This is a genomic window from Bacillus sp. MYb209 (genome assembly GCF_002975175.1).
Lineage (GTDB): Bacteria > Bacillota > Bacilli > Bacillales > Bacillaceae_G > Bacillus_A.
Genome location: NZ_PCNZ01000002.1, coordinates 192,523 through 208,202, shown reverse-complemented (window position 1 = coordinate 208,202; position 15,680 = coordinate 192,523). Strand labels below are relative to the sequence as shown.

Annotated in this window: 18 protein-coding genes; 3 read left to right on the top strand and 15 right to left on the bottom strand. The window is 36.8% G+C overall.

From position 1 onward, the window contains the following. Nucleotides 1–124: 124 nt before the first annotated feature. The 5 genes from hemW to gpr all read right to left on the bottom strand — a co-directional run bounded on the left by hemW (nucleotide 125) and on the right by gpr (nucleotide 5,388). Nucleotides 125–1,264 carry a radical SAM family heme chaperone HemW gene (gene hemW, locus CQZ94_RS04635; RefSeq protein WP_105584459.1) on the bottom strand — a complete coding sequence of 380 codons (1,140 nt, stop codon included), beginning with the start codon at nucleotides 1,262–1,264 and terminating at the stop codon, nucleotides 125–127. Nucleotides 1,265–1,315: 51 nt separating this feature from the next. Further along, nucleotides 1,316–1,690 carry a winged helix-turn-helix transcriptional regulator gene (locus tag CQZ94_RS04630; RefSeq protein WP_105584458.1) on the bottom strand — a complete coding sequence of 125 codons (375 nt, stop codon included), beginning with the start codon at nucleotides 1,688–1,690 and terminating at the stop codon, nucleotides 1,316–1,318. 198 nt (nucleotides 1,691–1,888) lie between these two features. Continuing rightward, nucleotides 1,889–3,712 carry an elongation factor 4 gene (gene lepA / locus CQZ94_RS04625; protein WP_105584457.1) on the bottom strand — a complete coding sequence of 608 codons (1,824 nt, stop codon included), beginning with the start codon at nucleotides 3,710–3,712 and terminating at the stop codon, nucleotides 1,889–1,891. Nucleotides 3,713–3,922: 210 nt separating this feature from the next. Then, a complete protein-coding gene (locus CQZ94_RS04620) occupies nucleotides 3,923–4,285 on the bottom strand; it encodes a DUF3679 domain-containing protein (RefSeq protein WP_181149433.1) in 363 nt (120 codons plus the stop codon). Then, entirely contained in the window at nucleotides 4,285–5,388 is a 1,104-nt protein-coding gene (gene gpr / locus CQZ94_RS04615; protein WP_105584456.1) for a GPR endopeptidase, read from the bottom strand. Before gpr ends, CQZ94_RS04620 begins: the two co-directional genes overlap by 1 nt. 180 nt (nucleotides 5,389–5,568) lie before the next feature. Here gpr and rpsT point away from each other — a divergent pair, with 180 nt between their 5' ends. Then, nucleotides 5,569–5,826 carry a 30S ribosomal protein S20 gene (gene rpsT / locus CQZ94_RS04610; RefSeq protein WP_002122607.1) on the top strand — a complete coding sequence of 86 codons (258 nt, stop codon included), beginning with the start codon at nucleotides 5,569–5,571 and terminating at the stop codon, nucleotides 5,824–5,826. Between the two features lie 84 nt (nucleotides 5,827–5,910). Here rpsT and holA read toward each other — a convergent pair whose 3' ends face one another. Then, complete coding sequence (holA, locus tag CQZ94_RS04605; RefSeq protein WP_002034073.1) at nucleotides 5,911–6,921, bottom strand: DNA polymerase III subunit delta; 1,011 nt, start codon at nucleotides 6,919–6,921, stop codon at nucleotides 5,911–5,913. A gap of 348 nt (nucleotides 6,922–7,269) precedes the next feature. Between holA and CQZ94_RS04600 the strand changes: the two genes are divergently transcribed. Continuing rightward, nucleotides 7,270–7,404 carry a YqzM family protein gene (locus CQZ94_RS04600; protein ID WP_000997609.1) on the top strand — a complete coding sequence of 45 codons (135 nt, stop codon included), beginning with the start codon at nucleotides 7,270–7,272 and terminating at the stop codon, nucleotides 7,402–7,404. A 31-nt stretch (nucleotides 7,405–7,435) separates the two neighbouring features. Here CQZ94_RS04600 and CQZ94_RS04595 read toward each other — a convergent pair whose 3' ends face one another. The 3 genes from CQZ94_RS04595 to CQZ94_RS04585 form a co-directional block, all read right to left on the bottom strand. Then, a complete protein-coding gene (locus CQZ94_RS04595) occupies nucleotides 7,436–9,712 on the bottom strand; it encodes a DNA internalization-related competence protein ComEC/Rec2 (RefSeq protein ID WP_105584455.1) in 2,277 nt (758 codons plus the stop codon). Nucleotides 9,713–9,759: 47 nt separating this feature from the next. Continuing rightward, entirely contained in the window at nucleotides 9,760–10,317 is a 558-nt protein-coding gene (locus CQZ94_RS04590) for a ComE operon protein 2 (protein WP_105584454.1), read from the bottom strand. Between the two features lie 63 nt (nucleotides 10,318–10,380). Continuing rightward, nucleotides 10,381–10,980 carry a helix-hairpin-helix domain-containing protein gene (locus CQZ94_RS04585; protein ID WP_105584453.1) on the bottom strand — a complete coding sequence of 200 codons (600 nt, stop codon included), beginning with the start codon at nucleotides 10,978–10,980 and terminating at the stop codon, nucleotides 10,381–10,383. Between the two features lie 77 nt (nucleotides 10,981–11,057). Here CQZ94_RS04585 and comER point away from each other — a divergent pair, with 77 nt between their 5' ends. After that, nucleotides 11,058–11,885: a late competence protein ComER gene (comER, locus tag CQZ94_RS04580; RefSeq protein ID WP_105584452.1), complete on the top strand. Its 828-nt coding sequence runs from the start codon at nucleotides 11,058–11,060 to the stop codon at nucleotides 11,883–11,885. Nucleotides 11,886–12,054: 169 nt separating this feature from the next. Here comER and CQZ94_RS04575 read toward each other — a convergent pair whose 3' ends face one another. The 6 genes from CQZ94_RS04575 to aroE all read right to left on the bottom strand — a co-directional run bounded on the left by CQZ94_RS04575 (nucleotide 12,055) and on the right by aroE (nucleotide 15,668). Continuing rightward, nucleotides 12,055–12,804, bottom strand: a complete 750-nt coding sequence (locus tag CQZ94_RS04575; protein ID WP_002111917.1) for a class I SAM-dependent DNA methyltransferase — start codon at nucleotides 12,802–12,804, stop codon at nucleotides 12,055–12,057. Further along, entirely contained in the window at nucleotides 12,801–13,157 is a 357-nt protein-coding gene (gene rsfS, locus CQZ94_RS04570; RefSeq protein WP_000653209.1) for a ribosome silencing factor, read from the bottom strand. The genes CQZ94_RS04575 and rsfS overlap by 4 nt, the downstream gene beginning before the upstream one ends. Further along, the gene (gene yqeK / locus CQZ94_RS04565) at nucleotides 13,154–13,723 is read right to left on the bottom strand and encodes a bis(5'-nucleosyl)-tetraphosphatase (symmetrical) YqeK (protein WP_105584451.1); all 570 of its coding nucleotides are present in this window, start codon (nucleotides 13,721–13,723) and stop codon (nucleotides 13,154–13,156) included. Before yqeK ends, rsfS begins: the two co-directional genes overlap by 4 nt. Continuing rightward, nucleotides 13,713–14,282 carry a nicotinate-nucleotide adenylyltransferase gene (locus CQZ94_RS04560; protein ID WP_001226028.1) on the bottom strand — a complete coding sequence of 190 codons (570 nt, stop codon included), beginning with the start codon at nucleotides 14,280–14,282 and terminating at the stop codon, nucleotides 13,713–13,715. Before CQZ94_RS04560 ends, yqeK begins: the two co-directional genes overlap by 11 nt. Nucleotides 14,283–14,536: 254 nt before the next feature. Next, nucleotides 14,537–14,830 carry a ribosome assembly RNA-binding protein YhbY gene (gene yhbY, locus CQZ94_RS04555; protein WP_000955223.1) on the bottom strand — a complete coding sequence of 98 codons (294 nt, stop codon included), beginning with the start codon at nucleotides 14,828–14,830 and terminating at the stop codon, nucleotides 14,537–14,539. 4 nt (nucleotides 14,831–14,834) lie between these two features. Further along, nucleotides 14,835–15,668 carry a shikimate dehydrogenase gene (gene aroE / locus CQZ94_RS04550; protein ID WP_105584450.1) on the bottom strand — a complete coding sequence of 278 codons (834 nt, stop codon included), beginning with the start codon at nucleotides 15,666–15,668 and terminating at the stop codon, nucleotides 14,835–14,837. Between the last annotated feature and the right edge of the window lie 12 nt (nucleotides 15,669–15,680).

Below are 15,680 nucleotides of genomic sequence, written 5' to 3'. Positions count from 1 at the left end.
ACCTCTGTTAGCACTCTTTGTCTTCGAGTGCTAAATCTATTAATAACTTACCAAAATTGACATTCAATTGTCAACGGAAACGTCACGAAATAACGAAACTTTTTCACCCTTATGGCACATTTAATTAATCAATCAAAAATGACTGGAATACTTCATTCCCTAATAGTTTCCCTTTCCTCGTTAAATAAACATGTCCATCTCTGTTTTCAAGTAATCCTTGTTCTTGATTACTTTGTAACTGCTTTGCAAAAACATGGTCCATCTCCACATTAAATTTCTTTTGGAATTCTAACTTAGAAACACCTTTTGTTTTTCTAAGCCCTAAAAACAACTCTTCTTCCATTTTTTCTTTCGCAATCACTTCATGGACATCTAAATACGGAAATCCTACTTCGTCAATTTTAGTGAAATATTGCTTAAGCGGACCTACATTTTGAATTCGTTCTCCATTCACATAACTGTGCGCTCCAGCTCCAAATCCATAATACTCTTCATTATTCCAGTATGTGAGGTTATGTCTACTTTCATAGCCACCTTTTGAAAAATTACTAATTTCATACTGGTTATAACCATGTTTCTCCATTTCATCCATTACCATTTCGTACATTTTCGCTTCATGGTCTTCACCTGGAAGTCTTAATTTCCCTTTATTCATTAAGTTATAAAATACGGTTTTTGGCTCCACAATTAAGGAATATGCCGAGAAATGTTGCACACCAAGCGTAAAGGCAATGTCTAATGTTTCCTTTACATCTTCTAATGTCTGTCCTGGCAGAGCATAAATTAAATCTACATTAATATTTGTAAAACCGACTTCCTGCGCTTCTCGAATTGCTAAAAATGCATCTTCTCTCGTATGTTGACGTCCAATCTTCTCAAGTAGCTCATCACGAAACGTTTGCACACCAAAACTAATTCGGTTTACTCCACCTTCTAGCAATAAGTTCAACTTCTCTTTCGGTAAATCACCTGGATTCGCTTCAAATGTTAATTCACAATTCGGCGCAAATGGACGCAAACGACGGTTAATGATGTCGAGTAGTTTTTTTGTTTGCTCCATATTTAAAGCTGTCGGAGTTCCTCCGCCAACAAAAATCGTTTTCATACTTTCAAACGGTACTTTTTGAACCGTATTTATTATTTCTTTCTCTAAATATTGTAAGTATTGATCAACCGGTTGGCGTTCAATAAATACTTTATTAAAATCACAATAGTGACAAATATGCTGACAAAATGGAATATGAATATATGCAGCTTGTACCAAATATAACTCCTACCTTTCTAAAAAGAAAACCTCCGCGCTCCGGAGGATTCTTTACTTTTCTAACGTATCACGAATTTGTTCCATTCGCATTTTTCCCCAATCATACATCATTTCAACGATTGGTAAAAGCGACATACCTAATTCCGTCATATAGTACTCAACTCGCGGAGGGATTTCTGGATATACTGTTCGATCAACAATCCCATCCTCCATCAACTCTTTTAATTGATTCGACAACACTTTATGAGAAATGCTCGGGAATAGTCGCTGCAATTCACTAAAACGATGAGGTCCTTCCACACCGAGGTGCCACAATATCACAACTTTCCACTTCCCACTAATAATAGAAAGCGTCAATTCCTTTTCACAATTAAAATTACCCTTTTGTATTTTCTCTCGAATATCTTTTCGAATATTTTCGGACATTAATAGTCTCCTAACTCTATATCAATCACTAAAAAGCTCTCTCACTATTGTAAATGAGAGATGCTAAGATGTCTAAAAAGTAAGCACTTAGCATATAAAAAAGAAGCCGAACGAACGGCTTCTACTTTTATCCCGATTGGTGTGGGCTAATAATTAGCGGGAGATGGAAAAATCCCCACTAATTATAGTTTCACTTTATTAGTTATCATCCATTTTCAATACAGCCATGAATGCTTCTTGCGGCACTTCTACAGAACCAACAGACTTCATACGTTTTTTACCTTCTTTTTGCTTATCAAGAAGTTTACGCTTACGAGAAATGTCACCACCGTAACATTTTGCAAGTACGTTTTTACGCATCGCCTTAATGGTAGAACGAGATACAACTTTATTTCCGATAGTCGCCTGAATTGGCACTTCAAACTGTTGTCTTGGAATTAATTTTTTTAATTTCTCTACAATTACTTTACCACGGTCATACGCTGAATCACGATGTACAATAAATGATAAAGCATCCACTTGTTCATTATTTAAAAGAATATCCATTTTCACAAGTTTAGACGGTTTGTAGCCGATTAACTCATAGTCAAATGATGCATATCCCTTTGTATTTGATTTCAATTGATCGAAGAAATCATATACGATTTCTGATAACGGGATTTCATATGTCAATGTAACACGTGTTTCATCCAAATATTGCATATCAATAAACGTTCCACGTTTACCTTGGCAAATTTCCATTACAGCCCCAACATAGTCATTTGGAACCATAATCGCAGCCTTAACAAACGGCTCTTCTACACGATCGATAGACTGTGGATCTGGCATATTAGATGGATTATCGACAATAATATCTTCACCGCTCGTTAAATAAACTTTATAAATAACACTTGGCGCTGTTGTAATTAAGTCAATCTTGAATTCACGTTCAATACGTTCTTGAATAATTTCCATGTGAAGCAGTCCTAAGAAACCACAACGGAAACCAAAACCTAAAGCTTGTGATGTTTCAGGCTCAAATTCAAGAGCAGAATCATTCAATTCTAGTTTTTCTAACGCATCACGTAAGTCGTTATAACGTGCAGAATCGATTGGATATAAACCACAGAATACCATTGGGTTTAATTTACGATACCCTTTTAACGGCTCTGCAGCCGGACGCTTCGCATGTGTAATCGTATCACCAACACGCGTATCTCCTACGTTTTTAATAGATGCTGCTAAGAAACCTACATCACCTACTGTTAACTCGTCACGTTGCGTTGTTTTCGGTGTAAACACACCTACTTCTGTTACTTCAAATTCTTTTCCAGTTGCCATCATACGTACTTTATCGCCAACTTTTACCGTTCCATTTACAACACGGATATATGCAATTACACCGCGGTACGGATCATATAAAGAATCGAAGATCATACATTGTAACGGCCCTTCTGAATCACCTGTTGGAGCTGGTACCTTTTCAACGATTTGTTCTAAAATATCTTCAATGCCAATGCCAGCTTTCGCTGAAGCAAGTACAGCTTCCGATGCATCTAAACCAATTACATCTTCTACCTCTTGACGTACGCGTTCTGGGTCCGCACTTGGTAAGTCGATTTTATTAATAACTGGTAAGATTTCTAAATTATTATCAAGCGCTAAATATACGTTCGCTAATGTTTGCGCCTCAATCCCTTGCGCTGCATCCACAACAAGAATTGCACCTTCACAAGCCGCTAAACTACGAGATACTTCGTACGTAAAGTCGACGTGTCCTGGTGTATCGATTAAGTGAAGAATATACTCTTCACCGTCTTTTGCTTTATACGTTAATTGTACTGCATTTAATTTAATTGTAATACCGCGCTCACGCTCTAACTCCATAGAGTCAAGCAATTGAGCTTTCATTTCGCGCTGTGCCAACGCGTTTGTTCTCTCCAAAATACGGTCTGCCAACGTTGATTTCCCGTGGTCAATGTGAGCAATGATGGAGAAGTTACGAATTTTAGACTGTCTTTTTGCTCTTTCTTCTTTATTCATCTATGTTCTCAACTCCTAATAGTCTCGCCAATATACACTAGCACTGATTATATCAATAGAGCAGCAAAGATTCAATGAAAACTCGTGCTACTTACAAGACAAATCACTCTATCTATATCTTATGCGAACAAACCATAAGAGACAAACCTTTTTCAAATTAAAGAACAGCTCTCTTACAAACCAATAAGACAACTGCTCTTCCCGCTATCCTTAACTAAAAATTTCTTTTATTTTCCCAACAACTATATCCGCTCCAAATTTTGTCATATCACGAGCAACACTTGCTATCGCCATACCGATACCTTCTACAACATTAAAACTTCTTAAACTTTCTAATTGTTTTTGTTTTTCAATAGCAGAAAACGTCTCTCCCGAAATTTCTGATTCAACCCCAGCGCCTTCTGTCCCTGTCATATGAGCAATTTGTTCATATGACAGCTGACGATACCCCTTCATACTTTTCAGACCATGATTAGCGAGTCCCACTCCAGCTATCATCATAAGCACACATAAGACTGTACCGCATATACATAACAGCGTAAATCGACTCAAACTATTTCTGCCTCTTTCCATCAATGTGTATATGCCCCTGTATTATCTTGATCAATCTGATGATGCAACGCTGCATTTAAACCACTTGCTATTACATTTGCCATATCCTCAATAAACGCATCTACTTCTTTTGGGGTTACCATTAAATTATGACCAAGAGGAGATAACACTTCATAAATCAACTTTCTCTTTTCTTCTTCTTCTAACGTACCAATAGCCCCTAAAAACATATTTCGACTCTTTTCATCCGGCATATCTTCTTCTGTTAATTTTTTCTTTTCTCCAAATGTAAAACCTGCTGGTAATAAAGAGCGTGATGGTTTGTTTCCCTCTTTCAGTTCCCGTCCAAAATGTTTCAAAATAAAATCAATTGTATCACTCGTAATCGAAACGGCATCTACCACAGTTGGAACACCAATTGCGATAACAGGAATACCTAATGTTTCTTTACTTAGTTCCTTACGCTTATTCCCAACACCAGATCCTGGATGAATTCCTGTATCAGAAATTTGTATCGTACTATTTACTCGTTCAATAGAACGCGCAGCTAATGCATCAATTGCGATGACAAAGTCTGGTTTTGTTTTTTCAATAATTCCGTAAATGACATCGCTCGTTTCGATTCCTGTAATTCCCATTACCCCCGGACGAATTGCACTAACAGGTCTAAATCCTTCTTCCACACTTTCAGGCTGCAGTTTAAACAAATGTCTCGTCACCAACACATTTTCTACAACTATCGGCCCGAGTGCATCCGGCGTTACATTCCAATTCCCAAGACCTACGATTAAACAACTCGCTTCTTTTGAAACTCCAACCTCTTCTAAGAAATAAGAAAACTCTTTTGCAAAAACACGCTCTACTTTTTGCTGAAGTTCCGTATCTTGTTGTCGTATACCTTGCACCTCAAGAGTTAAATAATTCCCAGGTTTTTTCCCCATCGACTCAGATGCAATTTCATCAATAGTTACTTTTGTAATTGTAATCCCCTCTTCTTCCCTCTCTTTTACAATAACTCCCTGTATCCCTTTTTGTTCTTCTTGGCGCTCTTGCAGCATTTGGTGCGCCTCTACAGCAAGGTCAGTTCTAACACTATATTTACTTAAATCTAATGGTTCTTTCATCGTATCTCCTCCGTAATTCATAGTAAATATCGTTAGATTTCCCCAAGTTATATTAGGTCATTCTTTCCTTTACGTGAAATTTCATTGATATACTATTGCAATTCTCTTCACCGTTTGATAAAATATCACTTGTTCTATGTAAGAATCGAGTCATTCGATTGCACCAGGGAGGTGAAAAGTATGGCAAACATCAAATCTGCTATCAAACGCGCTAAACTTAGCGAAGAGCGTCGTTCACATAACGCTTCTATCAAGTCTGACATGCGTACTGCTGTTAAAACTGTAGAAGCTTTAGTTACTAATAACGATCTTGAAAATGCTAAAGAAGCTTTCAAAACTGCTTCTAAAAAACTTGACAAAGCAGCTCGTAAAGGTCTTATCCACCAAAACGCTGCAGCTCGTCAAAAATCTCGCTTAGCGAAACAAGTAAACGCGTAAGGCGTTTAAAAAACGATCCATTCGGATCGTTTTTTATATACACAAAAAAGTTCACGTAATAAATACGTGAACTTTTTTGTATCACTACATATGATTTAACCGCATTAAGAAAAACTCAAGCACAAGTTTCTTATCCATCTTCCCAGTCTTCATACTATAATCAGCTTCCGCTAATTCTATAATAACTTTTTTTAATTCTTCAAAAGAGAAAAATTTCGTTTGATTCATCGCCAACTTTACCCGGTACGGGTGCACACCAATATGTGACGCGATTTGATTTTGTCCGTAACCACGCTGTTGTAATTCTTTCACTTGATGGAGCAAGCGGAACTGACTTACTAATAACGCGAGCAGTTTAATTGGTTCTTCCTGCTGTGTAAATAATCCGTCTAAAATTTGCATCGCACCAGCGATATCTTTTTTCACCACTTTTTCTGTTAAGGCAAACACATTTTGCTCAACAGATTTCGGCACAAGTTCCGTGACAAGTTTTGGCGTAATTTCTCCGCCCATACCGACGTATAACGTTAACTTGTCCATTTCCTTCGCCAACATTGTTACATTACTTCCCACAAGCTCTAACAACAAACTAACAGCTGCATTATCAATATGCACATGCACCTCATCCGCACGAGAAACAATCCACTTCTGAACATCCTGCACTTGCATCGCATTTGCTTCTATTACATCCGCTGTTTTCTTTAATAGTTTTGTAATTTTTTTTCGTTCGTCTAATTTTTCATAAGGCGCAACAAAAACAAGAATAGAAAAAGGAGATGGCTCCCCAATATATTCTTCTAAAATTTTTATATTTTGTTCTAATTTTTCTTTTTGTGCCGTTAAAAATAATGGTGATTTTATTAATATAACTTTACGCTCTCCAAAAAAAGGAAGCGTATGCGCATCCTCAACTACATCTTCTAAATACGCTTCTTCCAAATCGTATGTCACAACATTAAACTCTCGATCTTCCTCTTCAAGCGCTTCCGTTGTAATAAGTTTTATCGTTTCATTTATAAAATAGGCTTCCGTTCCATACAGTACATACAACGGAGCAAACTGTTTCTTTTTAATCTTCTTATGTATATCACTCATATTTTTTCCTACTCCCTAACTTGGCAATATATATTTATACTAATGCCCTAGCTTTTGTTTTACAAGTACAAAGGGACGGGCTTTATAACCCGCCCCTTTATTTATATAAAACGCCACGCAATAAGCCCCGGATTTCTTATTGGTGTGCGGTAATCACCTTCCCTTTATTATTTACAATAATAATCTTAGTATAAGTGCCAACTGTTAACATGATTGGAAATGAAAAATTCACGCTACTTAACTAACTAGAAAAAGTGTACAAATACTCTATTTCGCTTCTTATGGAAATTGTAGATTTTTTTCTGACAATATTTTATACTAAAGTGGAATGTTGGGGAGGGATTCTAAATGAATGATTTTGAACAAAACGTTCAAAGTAAACGCAATGACGCTATTGATTCAGGGGTAGGATTTATCGTCTCATTTGGTTTTTTCGCAACACTTTTCATTATTGCAACTGTTATTAAATTCATCGGTTCTTAAAGGCTGCTGCTTAATGGCAGTCTTCTTTTTTTCATCTTCTATGTGTTTCATCATATGTGATTTTACTTTGAAGGGTTCCTTTTTCTCCATTAAAAACATAGGAAATAGCACCTTGTTTATCCGTACGCCATATATCAATACCCATCTTCTTAAAACGCTCTATAACTTCCTTATGCGGGTGCCCATACCTATTACGCTCCCCAACAGAAATAATCGCTACACTAGGCTGTACAAGGCTTAAAAAAGGATCTGTAGACGATGTTTTACTCCCATGGTGGGCAACTTTTAAAATATCCGCCCGCAAATCAGGATATGTCGATACTATAAACTTCTCTCCTTCTTCTTCTAAATCACCCGTAAATAGCCATGTTAGCCCTCCTAGTCTGGCCCATATTACAATCGAAGAGTCATTTTCTCCCTTTTCTTTCCCCCTTGGAGCTAATACGAAAAATTCCGCTTCATTTACCCTCCAACCTTCCCCTTCTACTCTTATCTTCATGCTCTTTTCTAACGCCTTTTTCTTCACCGCTTTTTCCAATACAGCATCTTGTTCCTTTCTCCCAAATACAACTTCTTTTACAATAATAGATGACAGCAAATCCAGCGCAGCACCTATATGATCCGCATCTCCATGCGTTACAATTAATTTATCAATCGTTTTTATACCTTCTTTTTGTAAAAAAGGAACAAGAATATCATGCCCAACAGAAAATTCATGCTTTTTCTGTCGCCACGCTTCCTTCTTGACATGAAGGGCTCCACCTGTATCAATAAGATAAACCTCTTTATCGTACGGGAGACGAATTAATATTGCATCTCCCTGTCCAACATCAAGAAATGTAACACTCCCACTTTCGCGAAAATATGGATATACATAATGACAAGTACTAATAAAAAGAAACACAACCACGACTATGCACAAATTTTTTTTCGTTATTACTCTTTCCCACATCACAAATATACTAACGATACTAAAACAATATATAGCCACAAGAAATAAAGGAGTTTGGCCAAAAGTAAGTCGGATGAAAGGGAAACTTTCACAGTAACTTAGAAAATCATTAGAAATGGTTAAACATAATGAAAGCACATATGCAATTCCTTTTGCGAACAATGGAATAATCGGCATACATATAAGAATAATAATGCTACACGGCAATACAATAATGGATAGAAAAGGAACATATATAAGATTGAGGAAAATACTATAAGGAGAAAAATAACCAAAATGATATAACAAGATGGGGGTACTAGCGAGCTGTGAAATTATAGAAATATAAATAGAATTTCGAACTACTCCATTACTACGCCCTAATAATATCGGCGCAGATAGTAGTAAAGCAAAACTACCTACAAATGAGAATTGAAATCCAATATTGAAAATAAGATACGGATCGTATATAAACATACATATAGCCGTTATACTTAAGGCGTCTAGACTAGATAAGCGAACAGAGCACATGAAAGCTACCAACAATAAAACTCCTGTTATAGAAGCCCTCACAACAGATGGCGACGCCCCAGCTATGATCATATACAGAGGAATACAAACTATAAGGCATACTGTTGCTGTCTCTTTCGTCACACCACTTCTTAGTAAAACAAAATACATTATAACCATTAATAATACGATATGCGATCCTGAAATCGCTAACAAATGTATAAGACCAAATTGTTGATATTGTTCTTCTACTTCAAACGTCATTTGTTGTCGATCTCCAAATAATAATGCGTTCATAAATGCACCTGATTGTTCTGGAAACATTTCTGTAACTTTCGAGATTGTTTGTTGCCTGAGCAGAAAAATCCATTGCACGAGTGACAACGATGTTTTTTGACATTCAGAAATGTATGTCACATCAAATATAAAATGTATTTTTTGCTGATATAAATAATTACGATAATCAAAAACATGAAAATTCCGGGCAGTTTGTGGTTCTTTCACCTCCCCTTTAAATGTACATGATATACCTGCATGTAATTGTTGCAATCGCTTCTTTTCCGAAGCAGATTGCATTTTATAATTTAACTGCACTAAGTTTTTATTCTGATCTTCAATTTGAAAAGAGAGACGATCCCCATTAATTAGAGGTGTATTTTGCACGACCCCTCGTGTAACTTCGTAGGACTCCCCTAGCGGCTTATTTCGACTCTGAACATACGTGGTGTACATAGCGCCACTAAAACACGCTATTATACAAAAAATGAAGGTTTTACGCGAAGTACGATATAAACAAAATAAAACATAACAAACGAAACAACAAGCAGTCAACAAATGCAATGCGGAAAAGGTAATTGCAATCCCCATTATAAACGAGATTGCAACATAGCCCCATTGTCACTCATACTCACTCCTTATAGCATCATTTTCGCTTTAGTGAATACACGCTGTAATTCTTCCATTGATAAATTATCTTTTTCTAAAGATGCGAATAGTTCCTTTAGCTGCAAATGACGCTCTTGTTCCTCTAGCGATGTAATATCATATTCTAGCGGAACGTGCTTCACTGTTACACTCGCTTGTTCAAATAACTCTACGGCATACGGATGATTTTTATAATCCTGTGCATAATAAACTGCTGTAACACCACTTTGAATAATCGCCTTACAGCACTGCAAACAAGGAAAATGTGTGACATAAATTTCCGCTTCCTCTGTTTTTGCACCAAACTTCGCACATTGCAATAAAGCATTCATTTCCGCATGAATTGTACGAACGCAATGATTATCAATGACATAGCAACCATCGTCTATGCAATGTACACCACCTTTAATTGAGCCGTTATATCCACCAGCAATAATTCGTTTATCACGAACGATTGTCGCTCCTACCGCAAGCCTTGTACATGTACTACGTAAAGATAGTAGATGGCTTTGCGTCATAAAATATTGATCCCATGAAATTCGTTCCATATTTTTCACCTTCTTTTTTGTCTACTTGTAGTGTAGCGAAAAAAGAAAAACTTCGTCAATCTTTTACGGAATAATAATTTGATCTTTTATTTTCTCTAAAGACTTCGCACCAATCCCATCAATCTCCAATAAATCATCTATTTTCTGAAACGGGCCGTGTTCTTCTCGATATTTCAAAATACTTTCCGCTTTCCGAGAACCAATGCCTGTTATTTTTTCAAGTTGCTCTTTAGAAGCTGTATTTATTTGCACTTTACCCTCGCTTTTTGAAAAAGTAGTCCCTTCTTGCACTAGCTCATTCTTGTTAGGAACATAAAGAAGCATTTGGTCTTGGACCATTTGCGCCAAATTCACTTTCTTCATATCTGCATCCGGCAACAAACCACCAGCTTTTTCAACCGCCTCCTTCACCCGGTCCCCTTCCTTCATTTCATACACACCCTCTTTAAAAACCGCCCCTTTCACATCAATTATAATTATTTTTTTCTGTTCCTTTGTATCCAATATTTTCGGTTTACTTTTTTTCTCCACATCTTTCGCTTGAACTTCCGTTGTAATGAGCGTTTGCTCTGTATGCTGATTCATTTTCCAGAAAAAAAGAAAAATCAAAGTGCCAATAATAACCACTAATCCCAACCATTTTTTTTGAAAATCCCACATCATTTTACACCTCTAATCATAAATTTATAACATCATTCATATTGTTTAGGAGAAAGCTGTTACGAAGGAGGGATGAAACATTGAACATAGGAATTATAGGGACAGGGAACATGGGGAATATACTAATCGATGCATTTTTAGAAACCCGTGCTGTCAAACCTTCGTGCCTTACTATTATTAATCGGACGCCTGCCAAAGCATATCATATAAAAGAAAAATACCCTTCTATTCATATAGCCAAAATAACCCAAGAGGTAATCGAACAATCGCAGCTTATTTTTATTTGCGTAAAACCGATAGATATATATCCTATCCTACAAAAATACGCTGAACATTTTTCTGATGAAAAGTGCTTAGTTTCTATCACAAGTCCAATATCTCCAGCACAATTAGAAACACTTGTACCTTGCCATGTCGCACGTATCATTCCAAGCATCACCAACCGAGCCTTATCAGGCGCATCACTATTTACCTTTGGAAATAACTGCTCTGAAGAATGGCAGCAACAACTACTTCGTCTATTCAAAAACATTTCTACTCCCCTTGTTATAGAAGAAGATATAACGCGCGTTTCATCTGATATAGCAAGCTGTGGCCCTGCTTTTTTTAGTTATTTATTACAATGTTTCATTAACGCCGCTGTAGATAAAACAAATATTACACATGAAGAAGCCACTACTTTAGTAAGTGAAATGGTCATTGGGATGGGGAAATTACTCGAAAAAGAGATTTTCACATTACCTACTTTACAAGAAAAGGTATGCGTCAAAGGCGGTGTTACAGGAGAAGGTATTCGTATTTTAGAAGAGCATGTTGGGGATATGTTTCATAAATTAATTGAACGGACACATGAGAAATTTGATGAAGATTTAAAGTGCGTTGAGCAGCAATTCAATAAACACACATAATAAATACGCCATCCGAATTCCAAATCCTTTTTATTAATACCTATCTTTTTCATGCTACATTTTCACTAAAACTAGCATTTTTACACTTTACACATATCACCTTTTTATTTTTCTAGAACTAAAACTACATCTTTTCTATAAAAAAAAGCAACCTTATCGGTTGCTTTTTTTATCCATTCTTCTTCGCCATAAAAAAGATGCGCTCTGTTTGTTCTGTCACTTCAATTCGTTCAAAGTCACCTGTGACGCGAAGTACTGTAAACCCAGCTTCTTCAAGCCATTTTGTTAACACTTCAACCGAATACGCACGCTGCACGTGACATTCGTCAAAACGATGATACACATCTTCTTCTGAATCTTGTACAAAGAATGTCAAATCATGTTCCACACTATCTGATTCTTCTCCAGGGAAGCAGTTCCAAATAAGTGATATTTCTTCGCCGTTCACTGTATATGTTTCATTTTGAAATACGTGATGTATTTTATATAAAGAGTGTACATCGAATAAAAACAAGCCATCCTGACGTAAATGGTGGAAAACTCTTCTAAATGTTTCTTGCACTCCATCTTCTTGCAATACATAATTTAATGAGTCACAAAAGATTGTCACACAATCAAATTCACCAGGAACATCGAGCTCTCTCATGTCTTGTTGGTAAAAAGGAATAAAATAACCTTCTCCCCCCAATTTTTGCTGTGCGACAGTTAACATTTCTTCCGAAAGATCTACACCAATTAAATCATAACCTTTTCGCACAAGCGGAAGTGTTACGTTACCAGTTCCACATGCTACGTCAAGAATTTTTGCCTCTTTCATAGATGCCTGTTGTAAACTTTCCTCTGTGAATTCCACCCATTTATCATAAGGGACATCATTCATCAGTTCGTCATACAGCAAAGCAAATTGTTCGTATTTCATTGATCTAGCTCATCTGCAATATCTTCACGCGGCACATCGCCCCATAGACGCTCTAAATTATAGTGATTACGCTCATCTTTATGGAATACATGAGCAACCACATCACCAAGGTCTACTAAAACCCAACGCGCTTCATCAAAGCCTTCCATACGTTGTACGTTAATTTCGAACTCATGTGCCTTCGCTTTAATTTCACGTGCAATTGCTTGTACTTGCTTGTCTGAATTTCCGTGACAAATAATAAAATAGTCTGCAATCGGTGAAATACCTTGCATATTTAGTACAACCATATCTTCTGCTCTCTTATCATCAGCTGCTTTTGCCGCTAATACTAATAACTCTTTATCTTTCATTTATTAATTTCCTCCTTGATAACTGCATTGTATGTTTGAAATGTTAATGGATAAATCGTTTGATCTTTTTCCATTAAAAATTGAATTGTTCGCTTTAAAGCAAACAGTAAAGCTTGATTTATATCTTTATATGCGAGTTTCCTCGCTTCTTCCACACCAGGAAACTTACGTCCTGGTTCAATGTAATCTGCTACATAAATAACTTTATCTAACATTGTCATTTTTTCATGACCACTTGTATGATATGTAATAGCTTGTAGAATTTCAGGATCAGTAATGCCTACTTCTTTTTCTACTAAGTATGCCCCAACAGGTGCATGCCATAACTCTTTGTTATAGTGCAGTAGATCCTTCGGCAAAACTTCTCTCTTAATAATCTCTTCCATTTCTGGAATCGCTCTACATTTTGCATAATCGTGAAATATAGCAGCCATCTCTGCCTTTTTCTCATCTACACCATATAACCGAGCAAGTTCAATCGCTGTTTCCATTACACCAATCGTGTGTATATAACGTTTTTCATGCATTTGTTGTTTGACAATACTAAGTGCTTCCTCACGATTCATACAACCCATTCCTCTCGATATATACCTGTACTTTTTCAGGGAGTAAATATTTGCACGTTTTCTTCGTCATATATCTCTCCCGTAACAGAGAAGAAGAAACTGCAAACTCCGGAATCTCCACTTTTACGATATCATAAGGCGTATGTAATGTATAACCTGGTCTTGCAACTCCAACGAAAGTCACAAGCTTAAGTAACTTTTCAATGTTATACCACTTCGGCAAGTACTCAACCATGTCTCCGCCAATAATAAAGTGAAACTGCACATCCGGATACTTCTCCGTTAATTGTACCATAGTGTCGTACGTATAAGATGGGCCTTCTCTGTCTAGCTCTTCTAAACAAATTGAAAAGTATGCTTCTTCCTCAGTCGCTATTTGCAGCATGTTTAATCGACTTTTCACACTCGTAATGTTACGTCCTTGCTTGTGCGGCGGAATCTGATTCGGCAAAAACCATACCTCTTCCAACCCTAAAGCATGATACACTTCATTTGCAATTAACAAATGCCCATTATGAGGTGGATCAAACGTGCCACCAATAATGCCAATTTTTCTCAAAAGAAACGCCCCTTCCTTTTACATACAGCAACTCTCCCCATAAATATTCGAAGAGAGCCTACTGTTAATAAAAGTTCAATTGATTTCACTCTCTATCTATCAAGCGTCAATTATGGAAATAATTTACGTAATTTTTTATCCTGCTATTTGCCAACACCTCAAAAGTCACTGACAATAACTAGGTTAGATGGGAAATTAACTGCACACAAAAGCCCAATTGGTGAAGGCTAAAAAACACAAATTAAAGTTTCAATTTATCGTGGAAGTTTAATCTGCTTATTTTCTCTTGATTCTTTGTATAAAACAATTGTGCTTCCGATTACTTGAACGATTTCAGCTCGTGCACCTTGTGCAAGCTCTTCTGCAACTTCACGACGATCAAATTCACAGTTTTGTAATACGCTCACTTTAAATAGTTCACGAACTTCTAATGCTTCTCCAATTTGTTTCACCATATTTTCATTCACGCCACCTTTTCCAACTTGAAAAATCGGTGTTAAATGATGTGCCTTTGCACGTAAAAATCTTTTTTGTTTTCCTGTTAACATATAATTAGCCTCCAAGCTCTCTCATTACTAATTGTTTCATTCTATCAATATTCGGCACACACCCTGTCCACATTTCAAATGCAAGTGCACCTTGATAAACGAACATATCGATTCCATTTTGAATTATTGCACCTTGTTCTTTCGCATCGCCTAAAATTTTCGTCTCAAATGGATTATAAATAATATCAGAAACAATCGTTCCTTGTTTCAATGAACGAATTTCCAGCGGCGTATACTCAACACGTGGATGCATACCTATCGTTGTTGTTTGGATGATGATATCATATTCCCCTTGATTTTCTGCTGCACATTCTAACGATAGAGCATGCGAATTAACATTTGCCATGCACCCAGCGATAAGATTTTCCGCCTTATCTCTCGTACGATTAGCAATATCAATTTCTTTCACACCTACATCTGCAAGCGAGAAGTAAATAGCTCGACTAGCACCACCTGCACCGATTAATAAAATACGTTTCTCTTGAAGTGGATCTTCACTAATTGACTGCAGGGCACGAACAAAACCAATTCCATCTGTATTATACCCAATCAATTTTCCATCTCGATGAACTACTGTATTTACCGCACCGATTTGCCTTGCTAGCGGGGCAACCTCATCCAAGTACTCCATAATTGCAACTTTATGCGGAGTCGTTACATTAAATCCTGAAATACCTAATGCTTTCAAACCTTTTACTGCTTCCCCTAGCGCTTCTTCTTCTACAAGAAACGCATGATAATGGGCATCCATATTCAAGTGTTCAAATGCATCGTTATGCATAACGGGTGATAATGAATGTCCAATTGGATTTCCGATTACACCATATAATTGTTTCATAAATCCCTCTCC

Coding starts and splice junctions, on each gene's coding strand:
- CQZ94_RS04630 (WP_105584458.1), bottom strand. CDS start 1,690: ATGTCCGAAAATATTCGAAAAGATATTCGAGAGAAAATACAAAAGGGT.
- lepA (WP_105584457.1), bottom strand. CDS start 3,712: ATGAATAAAGAAGAAAGAGCAAAAAGACAGTCTAAAATTCGTAACTTC.
- CQZ94_RS04620 (WP_181149433.1), bottom strand. CDS start 4,285: ATGGAAAGAGGCAGAAATAGTTTGAGTCGATTTACGCTGTTATGTATA.
- gpr (WP_105584456.1), bottom strand. CDS start 5,388: ATGAAAGAACCATTAGATTTAAGTAAATATAGTGTTAGAACTGACCTT.
- rpsT (WP_002122607.1), top strand. CDS start 5,569: ATGGCAAACATCAAATCTGCTATCAAACGCGCTAAACTTAGCGAAGAG.
- holA (WP_002034073.1), bottom strand. CDS start 6,921: ATGAGTGATATACATAAGAAGATTAAAAAGAAACAGTTTGCTCCGTTG.
- CQZ94_RS04600 (WP_000997609.1), top strand. CDS start 7,270: ATGAATGATTTTGAACAAAACGTTCAAAGTAAACGCAATGACGCTATT.
- CQZ94_RS04595 (WP_105584455.1), bottom strand. CDS start 9,712: ATGGGGATTGCAATTACCTTTTCCGCATTGCATTTGTTGACTGCTTGT.
- CQZ94_RS04590 (WP_105584454.1), bottom strand. CDS start 10,317: ATGGAACGAATTTCATGGGATCAATATTTTATGACGCAAAGCCATCTA.
- CQZ94_RS04585 (WP_105584453.1), bottom strand. CDS start 10,980: ATGATGTGGGATTTTCAAAAAAAATGGTTGGGATTAGTGGTTATTATT.
- CQZ94_RS04575 (WP_002111917.1), bottom strand. CDS start 12,804: ATGAAATACGAACAATTTGCTTTGCTGTATGACGAACTGATGAATGAT.
- rsfS (WP_000653209.1), bottom strand. CDS start 13,157: ATGAAAGATAAAGAGTTATTAGTATTAGCGGCAAAAGCAGCTGATGAT.
- yqeK (WP_105584451.1), bottom strand. CDS start 13,723: ATGAATCGTGAGGAAGCACTTAGTATTGTCAAACAACAAATGCATGAA.
- yhbY (WP_000955223.1), bottom strand. CDS start 14,830: ATGTTAACAGGAAAACAAAAAAGATTTTTACGTGCAAAGGCACATCAT.
- aroE (WP_105584450.1), bottom strand. CDS start 15,668: ATGAAACAATTATATGGTGTAATCGGAAATCCAATTGGACATTCATTA.